The organism is Planococcus donghaensis, assembly GCF_001687665.2.
In the GTDB taxonomy this organism is placed as follows: domain Bacteria; phylum Bacillota; class Bacilli; order Bacillales_A; family Planococcaceae; genus Planococcus; species Planococcus donghaensis.
This window is the reverse complement of record NZ_CP016543.2, coordinates 1335877-1355246: the sequence shown is the minus strand read 5'-3', so window position 1 is coordinate 1355246 and position 19370 is coordinate 1335877. Positions and strand designations below refer to the sequence as shown.

At 40.1% G+C, this 19370-nt stretch carries 21 protein-coding genes; all 21 read right to left on the bottom strand.

Annotated features, from left to right (window positions below):
• Nucleotides 1-62 precede the first annotated feature (62 nt).
• The gene (locus tag BCM40_RS06765; protein WP_065526599.1) at nucleotides 63-1001 is read right to left on the bottom strand and encodes a nuclease-related domain-containing protein; all 939 of its coding nucleotides are present in this window, start codon (nucleotides 999-1001) and stop codon (nucleotides 63-65) included.
• 61 nt (nucleotides 1002-1062) lie between these two features.
• Nucleotides 1063-1863, bottom strand: coding sequence for a septum site-determining protein MinD (minD, locus tag BCM40_RS06760; protein WP_065526600.1), 801 nt, complete (start codon nucleotides 1861-1863; stop codon nucleotides 1063-1065).
• Between the two features lies 1 nt (nucleotide 1864).
• Nucleotides 1865-2536 (bottom strand): septum site-determining protein MinC, encoded by a 672-nt coding sequence (gene minC / locus BCM40_RS06755; RefSeq protein WP_156851267.1) that lies wholly within the window; start codon nucleotides 2534-2536, stop codon nucleotides 1865-1867.
• 16 nt (nucleotides 2537-2552) lie between these two features.
• Entirely contained in the window at nucleotides 2553-3083 is a 531-nt protein-coding gene (gene mreD / locus BCM40_RS06750; RefSeq protein WP_065526602.1) for a rod shape-determining protein MreD, read from the bottom strand.
• Nucleotides 3080-3964, bottom strand: coding sequence for a rod shape-determining protein MreC (mreC, locus tag BCM40_RS06745; protein ID WP_065526603.1), 885 nt, complete (start codon nucleotides 3962-3964; stop codon nucleotides 3080-3082). The genes mreD and mreC overlap by 4 nt, the downstream gene beginning before the upstream one ends.
• A 13-nt stretch (nucleotides 3965-3977) precedes the next feature.
• Nucleotides 3978-5006, bottom strand: coding sequence for a rod shape-determining protein (locus BCM40_RS06740; protein ID WP_065526604.1), 1029 nt, complete (start codon nucleotides 5004-5006; stop codon nucleotides 3978-3980).
• 94 nt (nucleotides 5007-5100) lie between these two features.
• Nucleotides 5101-5793, bottom strand: a complete 693-nt coding sequence (radC, locus tag BCM40_RS06735) for a RadC family protein (protein ID WP_065526605.1) — start codon at nucleotides 5791-5793, stop codon at nucleotides 5101-5103.
• Nucleotides 5787-6395 (bottom strand): Maf family protein, encoded by a 609-nt coding sequence (locus BCM40_RS06730; protein ID WP_065526606.1) that lies wholly within the window; start codon nucleotides 6393-6395, stop codon nucleotides 5787-5789. The genes radC and BCM40_RS06730 overlap by 7 nt, the downstream gene beginning before the upstream one ends.
• Before the next feature lie 575 nt (nucleotides 6396-6970).
• Complete coding sequence (locus BCM40_RS06725) at nucleotides 6971-7726, bottom strand: prepilin peptidase (RefSeq protein ID WP_065526607.1); 756 nt, start codon at nucleotides 7724-7726, stop codon at nucleotides 6971-6973.
• 98 nt (nucleotides 7727-7824) lie between these two features.
• Entirely contained in the window at nucleotides 7825-8586 is a 762-nt protein-coding gene (locus BCM40_RS06720) for a pilus assembly protein PilO (protein ID WP_065526608.1), read from the bottom strand.
• Nucleotides 8583-9326, bottom strand: coding sequence for a fimbrial assembly protein (locus BCM40_RS06715; protein ID WP_065526609.1), 744 nt, complete (start codon nucleotides 9324-9326; stop codon nucleotides 8583-8585). The genes BCM40_RS06720 and BCM40_RS06715 overlap by 4 nt, the downstream gene beginning before the upstream one ends.
• 6 nt (nucleotides 9327-9332) lie before the next feature.
• Complete coding sequence (gene pilM, locus BCM40_RS06710) at nucleotides 9333-10271, bottom strand: type IV pilus biogenesis protein PilM (protein WP_065526610.1); 939 nt, start codon at nucleotides 10269-10271, stop codon at nucleotides 9333-9335.
• Nucleotides 10272-10295: 24 nt separating this feature from the next.
• A complete protein-coding gene (locus BCM40_RS16565; protein WP_065526611.1) occupies nucleotides 10296-10754 on the bottom strand; it encodes a prepilin-type N-terminal cleavage/methylation domain-containing protein in 459 nt (152 codons plus the stop codon).
• Nucleotides 10755-10885: 131 nt separating this feature from the next.
• Complete coding sequence (locus BCM40_RS06700; RefSeq protein WP_065526612.1) at nucleotides 10886-12097, bottom strand: type II secretion system F family protein; 1212 nt, start codon at nucleotides 12095-12097, stop codon at nucleotides 10886-10888.
• Between the two features lies 1 nt (nucleotide 12098).
• Entirely contained in the window at nucleotides 12099-13145 is a 1047-nt protein-coding gene (locus BCM40_RS06695) for a type IV pilus twitching motility protein PilT (protein WP_065526613.1), read from the bottom strand.
• Between the two features lie 3 nt (nucleotides 13146-13148).
• The gene (locus BCM40_RS06690; protein WP_197681401.1) at nucleotides 13149-14807 is read right to left on the bottom strand and encodes a GspE/PulE family protein; all 1659 of its coding nucleotides are present in this window, start codon (nucleotides 14805-14807) and stop codon (nucleotides 13149-13151) included.
• Between the two features lie 22 nt (nucleotides 14808-14829).
• Nucleotides 14830-16266, bottom strand: coding sequence for a VanW family protein (locus tag BCM40_RS06685; protein WP_065526614.1), 1437 nt, complete (start codon nucleotides 16264-16266; stop codon nucleotides 14830-14832).
• The gene (locus BCM40_RS06680; RefSeq protein WP_065526615.1) at nucleotides 16259-16663 is read right to left on the bottom strand and encodes a hypothetical protein; all 405 of its coding nucleotides are present in this window, start codon (nucleotides 16661-16663) and stop codon (nucleotides 16259-16261) included. The genes BCM40_RS06685 and BCM40_RS06680 overlap by 8 nt, the downstream gene beginning before the upstream one ends.
• Nucleotides 16664-16692: 29 nt before the next feature.
• Nucleotides 16693-18225, bottom strand: coding sequence for a hypothetical protein (locus tag BCM40_RS06675; protein WP_065526616.1), 1533 nt, complete (start codon nucleotides 18223-18225; stop codon nucleotides 16693-16695).
• Nucleotides 18155-18706: a PilW family protein gene (locus BCM40_RS06670; RefSeq protein WP_065526617.1), complete on the bottom strand. Its 552-nt coding sequence runs from the start codon at nucleotides 18704-18706 to the stop codon at nucleotides 18155-18157. The genes BCM40_RS06675 and BCM40_RS06670 overlap by 71 nt, the downstream gene beginning before the upstream one ends.
• 1 nt (nucleotide 18707) lies before the next feature.
• Entirely contained in the window at nucleotides 18708-19223 is a 516-nt protein-coding gene (locus BCM40_RS06665) for a type IV pilus modification PilV family protein (RefSeq protein ID WP_065526618.1), read from the bottom strand.
• Nucleotides 19224-19370 lie beyond the last annotated feature (147 nt).

Sequence of the window (19370 nt, the reverse complement as noted above, 5' to 3'; positions counted from 1 at the left end):
TTTGCGGTCGCGAGGTGCGGTCTTGGACGATTGAGGTGCGCTTTTCCCCATTGGAGGTGCGGTCACCGATAAATGCGACTAAAATACTCACGCAACAGCTCGCGACTTTCAATAATTTGTCTCTTTCCACGAATCCGACTTTTCGGCGCTGACTTTTCAAGCAACCGGTACAGCACATATTTGTTTTCAACTCCAAGTAGCCGGTACGCAAATCGCGTATCCAGTTCGCTACCAAACAAAACCGCATATTCTTGAAGCGTCACTTCATGAGCATCTCGCGAATGAAAACCGCAGATCTCACAATGCCATTTGCGGTCTCGCCAAATTAGCGAACACGTTCGACACGTTGGACATGTCACACCAAGCCGCAAAGAATCAAAACTAATTTGATGACGCGCGAGCCAGGACTTACTAATCTCTTGCGGAGGTAATTTTTTTAACTTGTTCGCTAGCTTTGCCACATCAAAATGTGGCGAACCCTCCACCATCTTCTCTAAATGAAACGGCAAATAATCAAGCGACACAACCGGATAAAGTTTAGGGGCATCGACTACTTTGCTAGATCGGCTCGTTAAAACAATGACACCTTGAACCGGAACGCCTAAAAACCCATTAACTGCTTTTACCGCACGATGCACTTGCGCTTCTGGATTGCGCATACCTTCTCTTCGGCCATCGATAACTCGGTGAAACTGATAGTTAACCGAATCAAAATAAAAATCCCCAATCATATTCTTTACTTCTAACACACATACAAAATTTGCATGAATCACTAGCAAATCAATTTGCACCGAGCTGTCTTTATATGGAATAGTAACATCACTCAATAACACAAAATCTCCTGACAAATCCAACTCTCTAGTCAATAAAGTAGCCGTCCGTTGTTCACCACTTACACCAGCTAATGAATTTTTTAACTCAGATAAAACAGGCACCTTTAATTCGTGGCCAGATTTCAATCGTTCTGCCGAAACCATTTGCACAAGTAAAAAATCGTTCATTCCACACCTCCCGAAAGTTTTAAAAAAAGCCCTCGCTATAATAGCGAAGGCTCAAACTAATTTATTTCGTAAAGACTGCTTTAATTTTTGTGAACAAACTTGGCGGTGCTTTTTCCATGCTCATCAAAGGAACCGATTCACCTAGCAAGCGGCGCGCAATGTTGCGGTAGCCAAGTGCAGCGGTGTTGGACGGGTCCATAACGATCGGTTCTCCTTTGTTCGAGCTTGAAATGACACGCTCGTCGTCTGCAATGATGCCCAGTAAATCGATCGACAAATGTGTCGTGATTTCATTGACATCCAGTGCTTCTCCCGCTTTCATCAAATGCGGACGGATGCGGTTAATGATTAAACGGGGTGCATCGATGTTTTCTTCAAGTTCCAACAAACCGATAATGCGATCAGCGTCACGAACGGCTGAAATTTCAGGAGTTGTCACGACAATTGCATGGTCCGCTCCCGCTACAGCGTTTTTATACCCTTGCTCGATGCCGGCTGGGCAATCGATAATAACAAAGTCATAATCTTTTTTCAGCTCCGTTACGAGCTCTTTCATTTGTTCTGGATTAACATCATTTTTGTCAGCAGTTTGCGCTGCTGGCAATAAATAAAGCATATCTTCAAAACGTTTGTCTTTGACAAGCGCTTGGTGCACTTTGCAACGACCTTCTAATACGTCAATCAAATCATAAATGATGCGATTTTCGAGTCCTAAAATAACGTCGAGGTTACGCAATCCAATGTCGGTATCGATTAAGCATACTTTTTTCCCTTGAAGGGCCAATGCAGTGCCGAGGTTGGCGGTTGTCGTCGTTTTTCCGACGCCTCCCTTACCTGATGTAATTACGATAGCTTCTCCCACACTAGCTTCCTCCTTTAAACGTTGAAATTTGCGGACGGATAAACCGCAATTCCTGTAAACGGTCAATGATGATGGTGCCATTTTTATGTAAATATGCACATTCCATTTCCGGTTGTTCCGATAAACTAGACAATTCGTCTGTCATGGTTTCCAATTCATCGTGAATTTTCAATTGTGTTGCTTCTAGCCAAGATGCTGCAATGACTGCATCGCGATTGCCTTTTGTTCCGGCATGCGCTGCACCTTTTAATCGACCTAATACATACACACTGCCGCCTGCTTCAACGCGACCGTTCGGGTTAACATCGCCGATCACGACTAAGTCGCCTTCCGCTTTGATCACTTGTCCTGATCGCACGATACCGACATATGTTTCGGACTGGCTTTCAATTATCTTTTGTTCACATTCTTCAACTTTTAAAATATCGCTCGTTGTTCCGACAACTTTTAAATGAGGGTTTGTCGCAACCACTTTGCTCAATTCTTGAATTTGACTCTCTGTGCAATAACGTTTGTTTAAATGCACCGTCACTTCGGTATCACTGTCTAGCGCAGGATCCGATACTTTCGCTTTTAACTCGGTCAACAACTCAGAATATGCACATTGATCATCGAGATACAGCACAAGTCCTTTATTTTTCCCTTTAATATTAACGAGATTCTTCAAAAAAATGTCACCTGCGCTTTCATTAATATAACCCTATCTTATTGTCACGCTCTGTTAATTGCGTGACCATTACCGACTTGAAAATCCAGCCGAGCATCACCAAGAAAATGGAATTGGCAATCATGGTTGGCCATAATCTTGTCGTGATAAATGTGCCAAGCGGCATTCCCGTAAATGAAATAAGCAGGAAGAATTGGTAAAGCAAAAACTCGAACAATGCCAATAAAACAAGCGTCAGCAAGGTCGCTGTCAATAAATTCCGAGGGATTTTTTTGAACGCAGCTGCTGCAGCCAAACAAATGGCCGGGTACAAAAAAGAATATAATCCAATAATATCAATGTAAAAGACATCATACAAGAGCCCGAAAAATAATCCATAAAACATGGCATGTTTTAAATCATAATAAAGCGTGAGGAAGATCAAAAACATAATGAGAAAACGCGGCACAATATAATTCAATTCGCCACCAATATTTAATGGCGAAAAAAGACCAAAAACCGGTTCCATGAAAAACAAAACGAGACAGATCAAAGGAATGAGAAAACGAATCATGATTCATCGTCTCCTGTCACGCCATTGTCTTCACCGTCCACTTCTGGCATCACTCGATCTGCAATAATAACGTGGTTTAACAGCGAAAAGTCAGCTGCTGGTTTGACGTAAGCAAGCTTTGTTAAACCAAATTCGTCAATTGTTACTTCCGTAATCGTCCCGATTAAAACACCTTTCGGGAAAATTCCGCCAAGCCCACTTGAAATCACTTGGTCGCCTTTTTTCAATTCAATATTCGCATCAATGCGTTTTAATAATAATTCGTGACGCTCTGCATCGTACCCTTCAATAAGACCGTAAACATCTTTCGCTCCACCAACGACCATCGCGGAAACGCGGTAGTTCGGGTTGAGTGTCGAAATCAATTCAACTGTTGAAGTAGTCGGTGTGGTTAACGTCACTTTGCCGATTAAGCCACTTGCTGTCATAACCGCCATGTTCGGTTTTACGCCTTGGTTTGATCCTCGGTTTAAAATCAACTTTTCTTCCCATTGATCCGGGTTCCGTGCAATAACAGTTGCTTGTATCGGATTAAAGTCTCGCAAATCTTCTTCTTTTCCAACAATTTTTTTCAGTTCTTCATTTTCAGAACGCAAGTCCTTTACTTCAGCCTGCACACCCGCAAATTCTTCTAAGCGCGTTTTCAGATGCTGGTTTTCTTCAAATGTATTCAGTAACGAATCGACATTATCAAAAATTCCAGTCACAAAATGAGCAGGTCGTGAAAATACCGACTGCCCGGCCCCAACAGCATCTTTTATGATTTGTTCCGGAAGCGACACGTTGTCGCGATCACGGAGCGAAAAAGAAATTAGTGCAACGAGCAGGATGACACCCAACAGCAGCAAAATAAGCCGCTTGTTTGTTAAAAGTTGTGGCATATCGCCATCCTCCTTATTTAAATGATAACTGGCGTCGGAATTTGTCTCTATTCTCAAGCGCCTTTCCTGTGCCAAGCGCGACACAGTCTAATGGGTTTTCAGCGATAGATACCGGCATGGAGGTTTCTTTTGATATTAAACGATCGAGGTTTTTTAATAACGCCCCTCCACCAGTCAACACCATGCCGTTTTCGATAATATCTGCACTCAATTCAGGCGGTGTTTTCTCAAGAGCTGCTTTAATCCCAGCTAACATATCCGCTACAGGTTCACTCAACGCTTCTGCAATTTCACCAGCTGTGATTTGCAGCGTTTTTGGAAAACCTGTTACTAAATCGCGCCCACGAATTTCCATCGATACATCTTTTTCAGAAGCTTCCATAATAACCGCAGAACCAATGCCGATTTTAAGTGCTTCTGCCGTTCTTTCACCAATCAATACTTTATACGCTTTGCGAATATACTGGATAATTTCTGAATCCAATGCATCTCCAGCAACACGAATCGATTCACTCGAAACAATTCCGCCAAGTGAAATAACGGCGACTTCTGTTGTTCCGCCCCCAATATCGACGACCATACTGCCAACAGGTTCCCATACGGGTAAATCTGCTCCAATTGCTGCAGCGAAAGGTTCTTCTATTGTGTAAGCTTCACGAGCTCCAGCCGAACGAGCCGCATTTAAAACCGCACGCTGTTCAACAGACGTAATGCCAAAAGGCACACAAATCATAACCGTTCCCGTTTTCCATTTGCCACCAACTGCTCGAAACGCTTCTACAAGATTATACTTGATCATCGTTAACGTCGTATCGTAATCGGCTATCACGCCGTCACGCATTGGACGAACGGCTTCAATAGAACTTGCTGTACGCCCCATCATGTTTTTCGCTTTGCTACCGACGGCTACAATTTCGCCAGTCGTTTTATTTTTAATGACAACAGAAGGTTCGCGAAGAACAATGCCCTTGCCTTTAATATACACCAATGTATTTGCCGTGCCTAAGTCTATTCCAACATCTTTTGAACCAAATCCAAACAAAGTTTTTCGTCCCTTCTTTTAAACAGCTGCCCCCCCACAATCGTGAGGACACAATACCAATCATTATAGACGAAAAGAAAAAAAATAAACAGTGCTACATGAACCCCTTTTCTTTTAACGAAATGAATTGGTGGTCACCGATAATCACGTGATCGAGTAGTTCGATTCCGATAATGCTGCCTGCTTCAACTAGTCGTTTGGTGACTTCTATATCTTCAGGAGAAGGTGCTGGATTACCAGAGGGATGATTGTGTGCGCAAACAATAGAAGCTGTCGAACGACGGACCGCTTCACGGAAAATTTCTCGAGGATGAACGATAGAAGCATTCAAGCTGCCGACAAAAATCGTTTGTCTGTGCATCACTTGATTTTTAATATTGAGGAACAAAACAACAAAATGTTCTTGCTTGAGCGAGGTCATATCTGCCATTAAATAAGAAGCGGCATCTTTAGGTGAACGAATGGTAAATTTCGTGTCGGTTTGTTTGGAAGACAAACGGCGGCCAAGTTCGACCGCTGCAAGTAATTGCACCGCTTTTGCTTGGCCGATGCCATTAATCGCCACCATTTCTTCAATCGTGGCGTTCTTTAATTCTTGAATGTGTTCAAAATGAGTAAGCACGCGATTTGCCAAATGGAGCACCGATTCTTGTCGACTGCCAGTGCGCAGTAAAATGGCAATGAGTTCTTGATTGGATAACGCTGATGCCCCTTGGTTTATCAGACGTTCACGAGGGCGATCTGTAACATGAACATCACGAATCATTAACGGTGTATCGTTTAGCATTGAACACCGCTCCCTTCTAACGAAATAAACCCTGCAGCATTCAGTTTTTGCGTTAATGCCGCAACCGGTAAACCAACAACTGCGTTGTAATCACCTTGAATGTCTTTAATAAACAAACCAGATACTGTTTGAATGCCATAAGCACCTGCTTTGTCATATGGATCTTCTGTATTGATATAGGCATCAATCCACGCTTCCGGCAATTCAAAAAATGTGACTTGCACTGTTTCATGGAATGACAATTCGCTATCGCCATGAACAACCGTTACTGCAGTAATAACGTGATGCGTTTGACCTGATAGTTTTTGCAAATAGCTTTTAGCTTGTTCTTTGCTTTTCGGCTTTAATAAAATCTCTTCATCTAATACAATAATTGTATCTGAACCAATAACGACACTATCTCTATTGTCAGCTGCCACTTCTTGAGCTTTTTGTGCAGCACAAGCTAACACATAGCCGAGCGCTGTTTGAAATTGCTGCGGATCCGGTTCATCTTTCGTGCTTGGTTTAATAGTAAAGTCAACTCCAAGCATATTAAGCAATTCTTGGCGGCGTGGTGATTGGGAAGCGAGTATGAGTGGGAAATTAGATTTAAATTTCATAAGAGAATCTCTCCTTTTTTCAAGAATCATACCATTTCCGTAAACGCGAAAACAAATGATGAAAAATGAGTTTTGCTTTGATAGGCTTGTTGAAAAATGAGATTTGGTTGTTCTTTAAGTCTTGAAGCGCTTTGTGGTAGGTGTTGATAAATCTGATTTATTATATTTCCCAAAAGGACTGCTACAAATATAGGTTAATAAATATTAAAAGGTGTAACGTTCACCTTCATACTAGCTTTTTATGAGAGCTATGCTCAAAGTGTTCATACGACTATAGAATAAAATAAACAAAGATATTCAAAATGTATTTTCACAACTGGCTTTCTTCTCTATGATTCTTAAATTTTTAGTGTAAAAACATTACCTGGTTGCAAAACACCCTATTTTAATTACTTGCTAATGTAAAACTGTATACTAGCGAAGGCGCGTTTACGGGGTAGGCGAAGCTAAAAGACAGGTGGTCTCCCTGGCTTTTGGCGAGAGCCATCCCCAAAGCGTCCGGAGCGGTTTGACATCAACGAAAAAAATGTAGACAACTCAAACGAATCGAGTAGTCTACATTCCTAATTAAGTCTTCATCCTAGAAAATTCATATACCATGTGAGAATTCCTTCGCCCCAGAAATACACAATAATCGCTGCGGCCGCAATAGATGGACCAAATGGAATCGGGGATTTGCGCCCTTTTTTCGTGACACGTAATTGAATAATGCCCACGACCGCGCCAATAAACGATGCGAAAAATAAGGTCATTAACGTTCCACCTAAACCAAGCACTAACCCAATCACAAAAAATAACTTAATGTCGCCACCACCCATGCCACCTTTAGATACGATAGCGATTAAGAATAGCAACGAAAAACCGACGACCGCACCAAGCAAACTATTCCACCATGGATCTAGCGGAATCACAAAACGCAAGCCGAGTAGCACAACTGCAAACGGCAACAACACTTTATCAGGAATAAGCATATACGCAATATCAGATACCGTGATAATAACGAGTAACGACACAAACAAAATCGCTACGATCAATTCTGGTGTAAGACCAAACACTAAATACGATGCAACAAATAAAATGCCAGTGATCGCTTCCATTAAAGGATAAACCCAGTGAATGCTCGAGCTACATGTACGGCATTTTCCTCTTAAGAATAGATAAGAAAATACCGGCACTAAATCTAGCGCAGTTAATCGGCGATCGCAGTTTGTACAATGTGACGGCGGATAAGCAATCGACTCTTTTTTCGGCACACGCAGGCCAACTACATTAAAAAATGATCCGAAAACCAGTCCAAATACACCAATAAAAACAGAATAAGTTAATACCATAGAAACCCTCTTTGCTTTAGTTTAATAATAAAAAACACTTAAGTTTAAACTCTATTCTATCAAAAAAAGAGAAATCGCAATGATTTCTCTTTTCTTCCTTACTCGTTCGATGCTGATGCACTTTCTTCAACATCCACGTCAACGTTTACTTTAACAGCATTATCATCTTGAGCTTCTTCATCCGCTAAATCTACCCCATTATAATCTGGCAACGGATTCTTTTTGCCCGCTGGAGTTGGCGTATCCACTTTTGGTAACGTATCTGCCAAAGCAATCAGATCAGGTCTGAAATATGCGGAAAAAGTTAACGTGACATCAATTGCATCGTCTTCGTTCACTTGTTCGGTTGTCGTGATTTCTTCTCCCGAACTAAAATTGATGGCTTCGACAATCATAATGCGTTCCATTGCTTCCACTTTTTCAATAAAAGTTGTAATCTCACGGTAATCATCTGCTTTTACCGTAACGGTCGTTAGCACTTCTTGAAGATTTTCAAGACCTTCGACAGGAACAGGTAATTCAACAAGACCTTCTGTGATGCCAATGTTGTCAACGAGTGTCCCTGACATTAATTCAGCTTGTTCAATTTGCAATACGATTAACTCTGTTAACGCCTCAACTGAAACTTTTCGTTGCAATTCGCGCGGATTTACTTTTTCAGTTTCCGGCAATTCTTTAAATTGTGTTTGCAAGGCAATCAAGACGTCACGTTCAGAACTTAAGGTTTGTTCAGCTTGAATTCTCGTTTCTTTCGTCGGAACATAAACCATAAAATATGAGTATGCTGATAAAGCGATCAAGAAAATACTCGCTAAAATGATTAAACCTTTTTCTTTTTGGCTTTTCGAGTAGTTACTCACTGTTCATCCCCTCCTGTTTCTGCTGGAGCGGTTTCTGGTGATTCGGTTTCAGTCGTAACATCTACGTTCACTTCAACTTCTTCAGTCGGTTCTTCAACAACCTCTTCAACCGGAGTTTCAGTTGCTGCTTCGCCGTCAACTGGAACTGCCGTATCGTCTGTTGGAAGGCGTTGGTCATCAAAAAGAATCGTATACGTTGCTATGTATCGTGGCAGTTTTTCTTCAACTTCTTCTATAACTTCTCCACTCTCTTCAATACTAAGTTCTTTTTGTGCGACACCGTCTAGTGTGACTGACTTAATAAGTTCTGACGCTTTTAGTTGCGCTAAGTAATACGCAGCTTGTCTAGTCGTATCAAATTGAACAGATAAAGTTGCTTGATCTAAGCCTGTGTATGAGAAGCTTTCAAAAAATCCACGTGCTGGCAAAATAGAAACCAATTCTTCTAAAAGAGGAACCGTATCAAATTGATAGCTTTCCGCCCAATCAACTGTCACTTTTAATTGCTGTTCTTCGTTCATCCCTTGTGCAGCTTCCAAGTTAGCGCGGATGGCTGCTTGTTCAGAGGTGACTTGGACAGTTTGTGCAGCTAACAGTTGCTGTTCATTTTCATTGGCGTTAGCTATAATGGCAAACACTGCCCAAACGATTACAGCCAACAACAAAATCGCAATCGCCGCAATAAGAAAAGCGGGACGGTCCCGCTCTTTTTGCGGCAATAAGTTAATATCTACCAACATAGTATTTTACACCTCTTTCAGCGCGAGACCGATTGCCCGGTTAAAGCGTCTAGGCACATCTTTTTCTTCGCCACACGGAATCGCATCAATAACAACAGGTAACACCGGTATTTGGAAACGTCGTTCTAGATTTTGTTGGAACGTCGGCCAGTCGTAAAAGTCACCATTACACACTATTTTTGTTACACCAAATTGTCCCGCATTCATATTGTAACGATAAAAGTTCGCTAGTTTTTCAGCTTCAATTTCAACTGTGTCCATAACTGCAGTACGATCTGCTAAAAATGGATCTTCAATTTCTATATCGATTGGACGCATAAACATTGGGTAATGTTCATGGAAAATCGAAACGGTCATTTTTTTTGATTGCAAATCAATTAACATTACATGCTCTTCTTCAACGAAATCATGTTGCAAATGGGTTAAACGATAAAGCGCGAGAGGTGTAATATCCGCTACAACCGCTTTTAACTTCACTTTTTCAAACGCATCTTCATAAGCTTGGACAATGGATTCTCGTGAAGCAATAATAATCGCTTCCGGTTGATCGTCTTCTAAATGGTACGGCACCACATCAAAGACAGGATCTTCAAATGGTAAGTACAAAGTCGAGCCAATCTCAATAAAGAAATGACCTTTTAATTCATCGACTTGGACATTTTCGGGGTATGGTACTTTGCGGACAATAACGAATTCGTCAGGGGCGAGGAAGCGGACTGACTTCTTAGAGAGACCCCACTGATTAACAGCCTTATCGAGTACCGAGGCCAGCGCTTCTGCATCGACGATTTTGCCATCCTCAATAATACCTGTGGGAAGAAGTAATTCTTCCGCACAGTTTAGCTCAAGTGGCCAAGAGGATTGCAAGTCGACATGACGAATCGCGTCTTCTTCTATTGTAATGGTGACGACGCGTGCTTTTCTTGATAAAAACGATAAGGCCATGTTTTCAGCTCCTAGTCTTAATTTTTAGCGTGTAACTGTTACTTTACCTAATCCACCATGTTGTGCCGTGAGATAATCACCTGCATCAGCGTTGTTAGATGTACCACTTATAGCCTTTTTATTTGCACCATCAAAAGTTAATTTAAGAGTGGCACTAACTGCAGCATCCCCAGATACTAAGCCAGCTTTACTGACCGTTAAACCTGGATTCAACGTTCCAGTATCACTCATGTAATCAGTTTTCAAAGTAGATACAGGAACATTATCAGCTGCTGCAGGATTATCGGCATAATACACTCCAGCCGCAGTAATAGCATTTAGAGCATCAGACTTCATTGCACCCACGCGGCTATTTTCAATAATGTTCCCAATCGCAGGGATCGCTATCGCCGCGATAATTGCGATAATAACAATAACAGCTAAAAGCTCAATTAACGTCATACCTTTTTCGTTATTTAATTTTTGTTGTAAATATTTTTTCATTTTCTTTCCCCCTATTATTTTACTTTTTTATACTACTTAGAGTATGTGTTAATTATATCAATAGTACTAATTTTTGCAATAGTTTTTATATAAATTTATAATATATTTTTAATAAAAATTTACTTTTATACTTATAAATTGTCCACATTCTGGAACATTTCAAACATCGGCATCATAATAGAAAGTACTATAGTCCCGACAATAGCAGCTAAGAAAACAATCATTAAAGGTTCAATCAAGGCTTTTAATCGATCCGTTTCAGCTTCGACTTCTTTTTCATAAAACTCAGCAACTTTACTTAACATATGATCCAAAGATCCAGTTTGCTCCCCAATAGAAATCATATGTGGTATTAGTGGCGGAAATGCCCAATGTTTTCGCATTGGTTCCGTTAGGGAACCACCTCTTTCAAGAGAGTCACGAGCTTGCAAGATCACTTTTGACATCACAGCATTGTCGACCACTTTTTCGGTCATCGTAAGACATTGTAAAATTGGCACTGAACTAGAAAATAATGAACTTAATGTTCTTGTTAAACGAGCAAGTGCTGATTTTTGCATAATTTTACCGAATATTGGTGCCTTTATAAGTAAAGTATCCAGAATCATATTGCCTTTTGGATTTTTACGCATTAGCCAAATTACAGCTACAATTGTGAGTCCTGCTAATAAAAGCAAATACCAATACCCTTGAACAAAATCTGAAGCACCCATGACGAATTGTGTAATTAATGGCAATTCGCCACCGAATCCTGAAAACATATCTGCGAACATTGGTACTATTGAAGACAATAGAAAAATTACTACTCCAATTGCTAAAATACCGACAACTACCGGATAAGACATGGCAGAAATAACTTTTTGCCTCGTTTGATAGGCTTTATCATAATGTGTGGCTAAACTATCTAATGATTCATCAATGTTTCCGGCTAACTCTCCCGCTTTAACTAAGTTAATCGTTAAAGGTTCAAAAATTTTCGGGAATTTAGCAAGTGAATTAGATAAAGAATTACCTTTTCTCAACTCTTCCGCGATTTCCGCTAAAGCTCGTTGTAAAGGTTTTGATTCTACTTGTTGCGATAAAATATGAACAGAATCAACAATAGTTACACCTGCACGCATTAAGGTTGAAAACTGGCGTAAAAACATAATAAATTGGTCACGTTTAACGGGATTTCCGATTGAAATGTCTTTTTGCAAAGCAGATGTTGGCATTTCACGTATGTCGATTACGCGTATTCCTTCATCACGTAATTTGCTAACCGCTTCTCTGCGACCACTCGCAACCACAACACCAGATCTGACTTTTATCCGGTCACGCCCTTCGTATTTATAGCGAGCCATCTTAATCCACCCCTATCAAATAAGGTTGCGCAACTTCACGCGTAATTTTGCCTTTTTTCAACAACTCTTGTACAGATGTTTCCATCATGTGCATGCCTAATGCACGATTTGTCAAAATAACATTCGGAATTTGGTGCACTTTCTCTGAACGGATTAAGTTGGCAATCGCAGAGTTTGAAATCATAATTTCTGTTGCTGCGACGCGTCCTTTACCATCAGCAGTTGGCAATAATCGTTGAGAAATAACCGCTTTAATAATGCCACCAAGTTGCGTACGGATTTGTGCATGTTGTTCATGGGGAAAAACGTCAATAATTCGTTCAATGGTTGATGCAGCACTCGATGTATGTAGCGTTCCCATCACTAAATGTCCCGTTTCAGCTGCCGTAATTGCGGTCGTAATTGTTTCTAAATCACGCATTTCCCCAACTAAAATCACGTCTGGATCTTGTCGTAGTGCAGCACGTAAACCATTGGCAAATGATTTCGTATCAAAGCCAACTTCTCGTTGGTCAATAACCGATGTGCCATGACTGTGCATATACTCAATCGGATCTTCCAAAGTAATAATATGCTTGTTCATATGTTCGTTCATGTAACGAATCATGGCCGCTAACGTTGTCGACTTACCCGATCCTGTAGGACCGGTTACAAGAATTAGCCCTTGATGGGTATCTGCTAGTTTTTTCAGTGTATCTGGCATTTGAAGATCATCAATTGTCGGGATGTTTGATGCAATTGTTCGAAATGCATGTGAGATAGACCCGCGTTGATGAAACGAATTGACACGGTAGCGAGCGACTCCTGGAATCGAATACGTATAGTCCATCTCGCCTTTTTCTAGAAACGTATCCCATAATGAAACAGGCATAAGGGCTTTAGCAATAGAAAACGTATCATCCGGCATGAGTTTTTTGTCACCAAACTGAACCAACTTCCCATTAATTCGAAAAACAGGCGTAATGCCTGTCGTCATATGAATATCGGAAACACCACGGTCATTCGCTTCTGTCAAAATACGATCAATAAAAGTAGTAGTTGTCGTCATAGGCTAATCTGTCATGGCAACGCGAAGTACTTCTTCTGTCGTTGTCATGCCCTCCTTTACTTTTAATAATCCATCGTCGATTAGAAAGATGGTTTTATTTTTGATAGCAATTTCTCGAATTTCCGCTGCAGAACCCCCGCGGTTGATGATATCTTTGATGTCTTCGTCTACAACCAATACTTCGTGAATAGCCATACGCCCTTTATAACCACTCATGTTGCATGCAGGACACCCTTTCCCACGCGCAATGGTTTCCAGTTGAATCCCGCGTTTAGCTGCAATTTCTTTTTCTCTCACTGTAACTGGGTGTAATTCTTTGCAATCACGACAAACTCTGCGGATTAACCGTTGAGCTATAACAGCATTTAAAGACGCTGTTACAAGAAACGGTTCAATGCCCATATCCATTAAACGCGTAATCGAGGCGATTGAATCGTTTGTGTGAATGGTGCTTAACACTAAATGCCCAGTTAAAGATGCACGTATCGAAATATCAGCTGTTTCTTTGTCTCGAATTTCTCCAACCATGACAATGTCAGGATCTTGTCGCAAGATGGATCGCAATCCTGCCGCAAACGTCAAACCGACATTTGCGTTTACTTGAATCTGGTTAATGCCTTCTAACTGATACTCAACGGGATCTTCAACGGTAATAACGTTAACTTCCTCAGAATTGAGTTTATTTAACGCCGCATACAAGGTGGATGATTTACCCGATCCAGTTGGACCCGAGATTAAAACAATTCCATTTGGTTTACTGATTTCTCGCATAAAGCGTTGCATATTTAGTTCACTAAAACCAAGCTTCGAAATATCTGTCAGGTTTTGACTCAAATCCAAAATTCGCATAACGATTTTTTCGCCAAATACTGTTGGTAAAGACGATACCCGCAAATCGATGGCTCGGAAGTCAACCGTTGTTTTAATCCGGCCATCTTGTGGAATTCGGTTTTCGGTGATGTCTAAATTGGATAAAATTTTAATCCGCGCCGTCATCATTTGTTGCATACTCTTTGGTAAGGTTCGCTCCGTGCGTAGTGTTCCATCAATACGATACCGGACAAGAACTCGATTTTCTTGCGGGTCTAAATGGATATCACTAGCTTTTTGTGAAACGGCATTTGATAACAATTGATTGACTAACCGGACAATGGGCGCATCAGAGTCGTCTAATTCGTTTTGTTGTTCTTCCGCTGTTTGTGGCATATCTTCTAACAATTCATCATATGATTCTTCGTCATAATATTTGGCAATGGTTTTTACAATATCTTCTTTTGAAGCGATTGCTGGTTCAATATGAAAGCCAGTCGTCAGCCGGAGGTCATCGATGGTGATAAAATCTGTCGGATCGTTCATCGCTATAAACAAACGGTCACCCACCGTTTTTAACGGCACCAAAAGTTTACGCTTAGCAAAATCTTTTGGTACGACGTTAAATAACTTTGGATCGAACGGATAGCGGAACAGCGAGACGTAGGGGATGCCTAACTGAACTTCAAGCGTGTCGATCAATTGGCGCTCGGTGATGATTCCGCGTTGCAACAAAGCATCACCGAGCTTTTGATCGCTCGGCTTATTGTTTAGCGTTTCTTGTAAGTCCGCTTCTGTCAACAAGCCCTGTGCGACTAAAATATCACCTAGTCTTTTTCTGACAATCGCCATACCGCCCCCTCCTTTCTGACTATTATTCCGTAACCAAATTTCCGCCTTTATCATAAACAGGTTTCTTCTCAGGCTGTTGTTGTTCGTCTTCTACTTCATCATAAACACCATCATTGTTGTCATCCACAAATCCTGGTTCACCTGATTTTGGCACGTTCGACTCTTCTACTGGCGGATCATAAACGCCATCATTATTTACATCGACAAAATCTGAATCTCCTGGTTCCGGATCTGCAGTGATATCGTCATGAACACCGTCTCCATTTGCATCAACAAAGTCTGAATCGCCTTCAACAGGTGCTTCTGTTACCGGTTCTTCTTTTTTCTCTAATGGAAGAACTTCGATACGATGAATTGGGGGATAAAAATCCTTCGATACCGTTACCACTTCTAACGGCTCATCGTTGTCGATTACAGTTTGAATAACCGTCAAACTCTTCCCTTTTAATCCTTTCTCCTCTACTTTTTTGCCACTTGTTACAAATGCGCTAAATTGCTGCACCACTCGCACTTCAATCTCTTTTTCTTCTGTAATGCCAATTGCATATTCGTATACAAATGGAAAACCACTAATTGAAGCATTTAACGAATCTTTTTTCTTCGATAAGTTTAAGGTAAATGAGCTTGTGTTTGGATTTGTAAAAGCAAGGTCAACTCCTAAATGGCGATTGATTGCTGCTTCTTGGCCAGCTGGAACTTGTGCAGGTAATTGTGTTCCAATGCTCCGCTCATCGATCAAAAAATTAGTTTGCAATACTGCGCCGTAAATCGTTGAAGCGATTTGCGTCAATTCATCATCACTAATATCTGTTAAAGGTAATTCTTCAATAAAGTCTAAAAATGAAAATTGCGTTTCAGGCGCTAATTGAATGCCATTTAATGCTTCGATAACTGTAGCGCTATCTAAGCTCACAAATTTTGTCGGGAAAACGACATCTACAACTTTCTCACGATCTACACTTAAACTATCATCACTTATGGAAACTTTTGTTTTTGTTTGGCCAGCTTTTAGTGCAGTTTCCAATTTGTTATTGATCGTTGCAATGTCAGTCTCTGTAAACGTAACAACTGGAAATTGCTCTGCTAAAAATTCACGTGTTGCATCTGGAGAAAGACCAAACACAAAACTATTTTGTGATCCAGTTTGAGCGCTACTTAACGTTTCGTCTAATAAAATTTCTGCAGTTTCAAGTGGATATGTTGCTGTTGCATCTTGATAGACAACGTCAAGTTTCGCTTCTGCTTGCCACGCTTCTAATTGACCTGCGAGCATCATTTTCGCAGCAGGAACTTCCATATTGGATACATCATTCGTGCCGATATACGTGTTATCGCCATACTCTTCAACTGGGAATATCCATGTGTCTACAGCATATGCGCCGGCATTGGCTGCCCCGAATACAATAAGTGCAAAACCAAATATGGCTGCAAATGTTAAACCAACTAATTTATTATCCACGTGTAATCTCCTCTCGCTCAGCATCAATCGACTGCATGCCAAACGACATTGGCTTTTCATCAGTTTCTATTGCCGGTGCTTTTTCTAAAACTGCTGATTTCTTTAAAGATTGCTGCAATTTTTGTTCGCGGCGTTCTTCCGCAATACGCAATTTTTCTTGACGTTCTTTTGTGATGATCTTCGCAAAAGCAAATGCGGCTAGGAACGACACACCAACTAGTGCAAGCGCTACAATATACCATGCATAACTTTCTTGCATTAAAAGTGCTACGGCGGCAGCGGCAAGGGCGCCACCTGAAATAATCATTCGTTTTACTAATGGAAATTGTTTAAAGCGAAAATAAGTAAGCGGCAAAACGATTGCGGCTAAAATAAGAAAAACTAATAAGCGTATCATGCAAATCCCCCAATTTTCATTAATAATATTTAGTAGTCAATTTCCAAATCGATATCTATGTCAATCGGAACTGGAATCGATACATCTAATGGCATTGTGTTTGTGCTTTTTATTGAAACGCCACAATTTGCTAAGAAAGTAGAGTACGAACTTTCTCGCTTCACGTATAGATCTGTCATTTTATATGTGTTTTTTCCTTCCTTGACAGTTCGATCTGCTCCAGACGCATTTTTCAATTCAAAAACTTTATTTTTATCAGCGGAATAATAAGACATAACGCCACTGCCTGAAAAAATAATTTGTTGAGAAAGAAGATTTAAATCTGAACTTTTAACACGATCAATATCTACACAAAATCGTGAATTATTGGAAATCTCAATATGATTTCCCCATTTCAAATTGGCTAGCACTAATGGATTGTTATAGCCAAGCACTAAAAAATTAGTATTCGCCGAATTTTTAATATTGCCATCAATCACTAATTCTTTAACAATTAGTGATTGTTTCACCCCGTTTTTCCCTAAGTTCATCAAGTTATTTCCAGTCCCTAATTTCCCATTAATAATGAGACGAGCGTTCACTAAGTTATTGATGTTATTTGAAGCAGATGCATCGCTTTCTTTCACCACTACACTGACACCTTGAAAATTGATATTATTGCAGTTTTTATCACAAACATACTCACTAAAACTGTTTGTATAAACCCGGAAATCAACCGGATCTAGTTTGGCAGTTTTAATTTGGTCTACAAAAGTGCTCAATTTCTCTCCAGGGACTGATAAACATTCATAAGGGGCTTTCGCAATACTTTTTAAAACATTTGTTAATAAAGCGGAACAAGATTGTGTTGGTGGAATTAAGGAGAATACATTTTCATACTTCAAATCCACATTGCTTGTTATTTGCAGTGTATCTACTTTGATAGATTCCTCAGAACTCAAAAAACCGTCAGGCATTTTAACCAAAAATGTGGCTATCAATTCTTTTAAAACACCTTCTGAAGTTCCTTGCACGTTCATTTCGATTTTTATCGATTCGACTTCTTTATCTACAGTGGCAGGCAAATCTACATTTTTTAATTCTTTGTTTAATTTCACGGTAGTTGTTTTTAAAATGGAGTAATCAATTTTTTCTTCAGTAAACGGACTTTTTTTAACGTCGATTTGTGTATTGAGCAATTGAACTTTATCCATAATGCGTCCAATTAAAATCGCCTTCATTTCTTGCTCAATAGTTTCTTCCCATTGATCGCGTTTAGCTTGTGTGTTGCACGCATTTCCAAGAGGGTATTTAATGCAGTCAATCAGTGCATTTAGTTTTAACTGTGTTTGTGTGTTCATTTCATACTTCAACATTTTAAGTTCTCGTTCAAAATCGGTTGTAAAGTACAAAGTCCCCATTTCTGCAGCAGCTACAGCATGATTGTTGACATCGATCGTCTGCTCTTGTTTCGAATGATTTAAAGACCCTGCAATAAATGTAGCTGATAAGCTAAAGAATAGAACCACGATTAATAGAACAACTAATAATGCGTATCCTTGCTGATTTTTGAGAACTTTCATGTCTCTCCCCCGTTTCCAACATGCCTGTGATGAGTCGTGTTAAGACTGTATCTAGTGAAATTGAAGCTTTACCCGCCGTGAGTGTTAAAGTAATGGGGTTATGTTGTTCTCTTGGTGTGATTGTTACTTCCGTATATGAGGCACCCGTATAAACAACCCCATTGATAGAAGTACCTTTAAAGTCGTAGGTTTTATCAACCAGCTTTTCGAAAGATCCGCACCCTGTTTTATCAGAACAAGTTTTCAACATGAGCTGCTCATTTTCAAATTTCATGACATAACGATCGCTTTTCCGATGCGCACTTGATAATTTTGCAATTACTAAAGCTGCGTCTTGTTGTATATGTGTTTTTGTAGTCTCGACAACACTATGTTTAAAGCCAATCGACATTGCCGTCCACGCACCAGCAACAACAAGCGAAACCAACACAAGTGCAGCAAGAATTTCAATCATTGTTAGTCCTTTTTCGTTATTTTTCATATTAATCAACCTTCTCTTCGACAAGGAATTTAATATAAGAATAAGTTTGACTGCTGATTCGCGCACCGTCATACACCTTCAAATGTACTTTGTATAATTGCGTTAAGCTTGGATCGTTGCAAGTCATATTATTTACATCTGCCTCTAAGAAAGGCTGACATTCTGTATAAACATCTGCTTCATACCGGTAATTATCCACTTTTTCATAGCGAATAAATTTCGGATACTGCGTCACTTTTTTAAAGCCTATGACCGGCATTTTAGTCTCTAGCACCGTTTTAAAATTCTCGTAAATATCTGAATTGCTGCTATTACGCTTTCCTATCCACGCTGACTCTCCAGACACAAGGGAGATTTCTTGTCTTGCTAAATTCATCGTGTCCAATTTTGTTTCTGTCTTGCTATTAAATAGCGTCATTTGAGGAAAAATGGTCATGATGCCTACAAATATGATGCTCAAAATAACCACTGCTGCCAAAACTTCAACTAAACTCATTCCTTTTTCATTAAAAGCCATAAGCAGCCACTCCTTAAAGAAACACTTTAATATTCCTTTTTATTCCTAATAAAAGAAACTTTTTATCTATATTATTGCTTAACTTAATATTACATTTTTATAGTCGTTCTGAATAGTGTTTTTTATAAATTCACATGTTTTCACTAA

Excerpts from the sequence above, each read along its gene's own strand:
- BCM40_RS06765 (WP_065526599.1), bottom strand. The coding sequence starts at position 1,001 with ATGAACGATTTTTTACTTGTGCAAATGGTTTCGGCAGAACGATTGAAA.
- mreD (WP_065526602.1), bottom strand. The coding sequence starts at position 3,083 with ATGATTCGTTTTCTCATTCCTTTGATCTGTCTCGTTTTGTTTTTCATG.
- mreC (WP_065526603.1), bottom strand. The coding sequence starts at position 3,964 with ATGCCACAACTTTTAACAAACAAGCGGCTTATTTTGCTGCTGTTGGGT.
- radC (WP_065526605.1), bottom strand. The coding sequence starts at position 5,793 with ATGCTAAACGATACACCGTTAATGATTCGTGATGTTCATGTTACAGAT.
- BCM40_RS06730 (WP_065526606.1), bottom strand. The coding sequence starts at position 6,395 with ATGAAATTTAAATCTAATTTCCCACTCATACTCGCTTCCCAATCACCA.
- BCM40_RS06725 (WP_065526607.1), bottom strand. The coding sequence starts at position 7,726 with ATGGTATTAACTTATTCTGTTTTTATTGGTGTATTTGGACTGGTTTTC.
- BCM40_RS06715 (WP_065526609.1), bottom strand. The coding sequence starts at position 9,326 with ATGTTGGTAGATATTAACTTATTGCCGCAAAAAGAGCGGGACCGTCCC.
- pilM (WP_065526610.1), bottom strand. The coding sequence starts at position 10,271 with ATGGCCTTATCGTTTTTATCAAGAAAAGCACGCGTCGTCACCATTACA.
- BCM40_RS16565 (WP_065526611.1), bottom strand. The coding sequence starts at position 10,754 with ATGAAAAAATATTTACAACAAAAATTAAATAACGAAAAAGGTATGACG.
- BCM40_RS06700 (WP_065526612.1), bottom strand. The coding sequence starts at position 12,097 with ATGGCTCGCTATAAATACGAAGGGCGTGACCGGATAAAAGTCAGATCT.
- BCM40_RS06695 (WP_065526613.1), bottom strand. The coding sequence starts at position 13,145 with ATGACGACAACTACTACTTTTATTGATCGTATTTTGACAGAAGCGAAT.
- BCM40_RS06690 (WP_197681401.1), bottom strand. The coding sequence starts at position 14,807 with ATGGCGATTGTCAGAAAAAGACTAGGTGATATTTTAGTCGCACAGGGC.
- BCM40_RS06680 (WP_065526615.1), bottom strand. The coding sequence starts at position 16,663 with ATGATACGCTTATTAGTTTTTCTTATTTTAGCCGCAATCGTTTTGCCG.
- BCM40_RS06675 (WP_065526616.1), bottom strand. The coding sequence starts at position 18,225 with ATGAAAGTTCTCAAAAATCAGCAAGGATACGCATTATTAGTTGTTCTA.
- BCM40_RS06670 (WP_065526617.1), bottom strand. The coding sequence starts at position 18,706 with ATGAAAAATAACGAAAAAGGACTAACAATGATTGAAATTCTTGCTGCA.
- BCM40_RS06665 (WP_065526618.1), bottom strand. The coding sequence starts at position 19,223 with ATGGCTTTTAATGAAAAAGGAATGAGTTTAGTTGAAGTTTTGGCAGCA.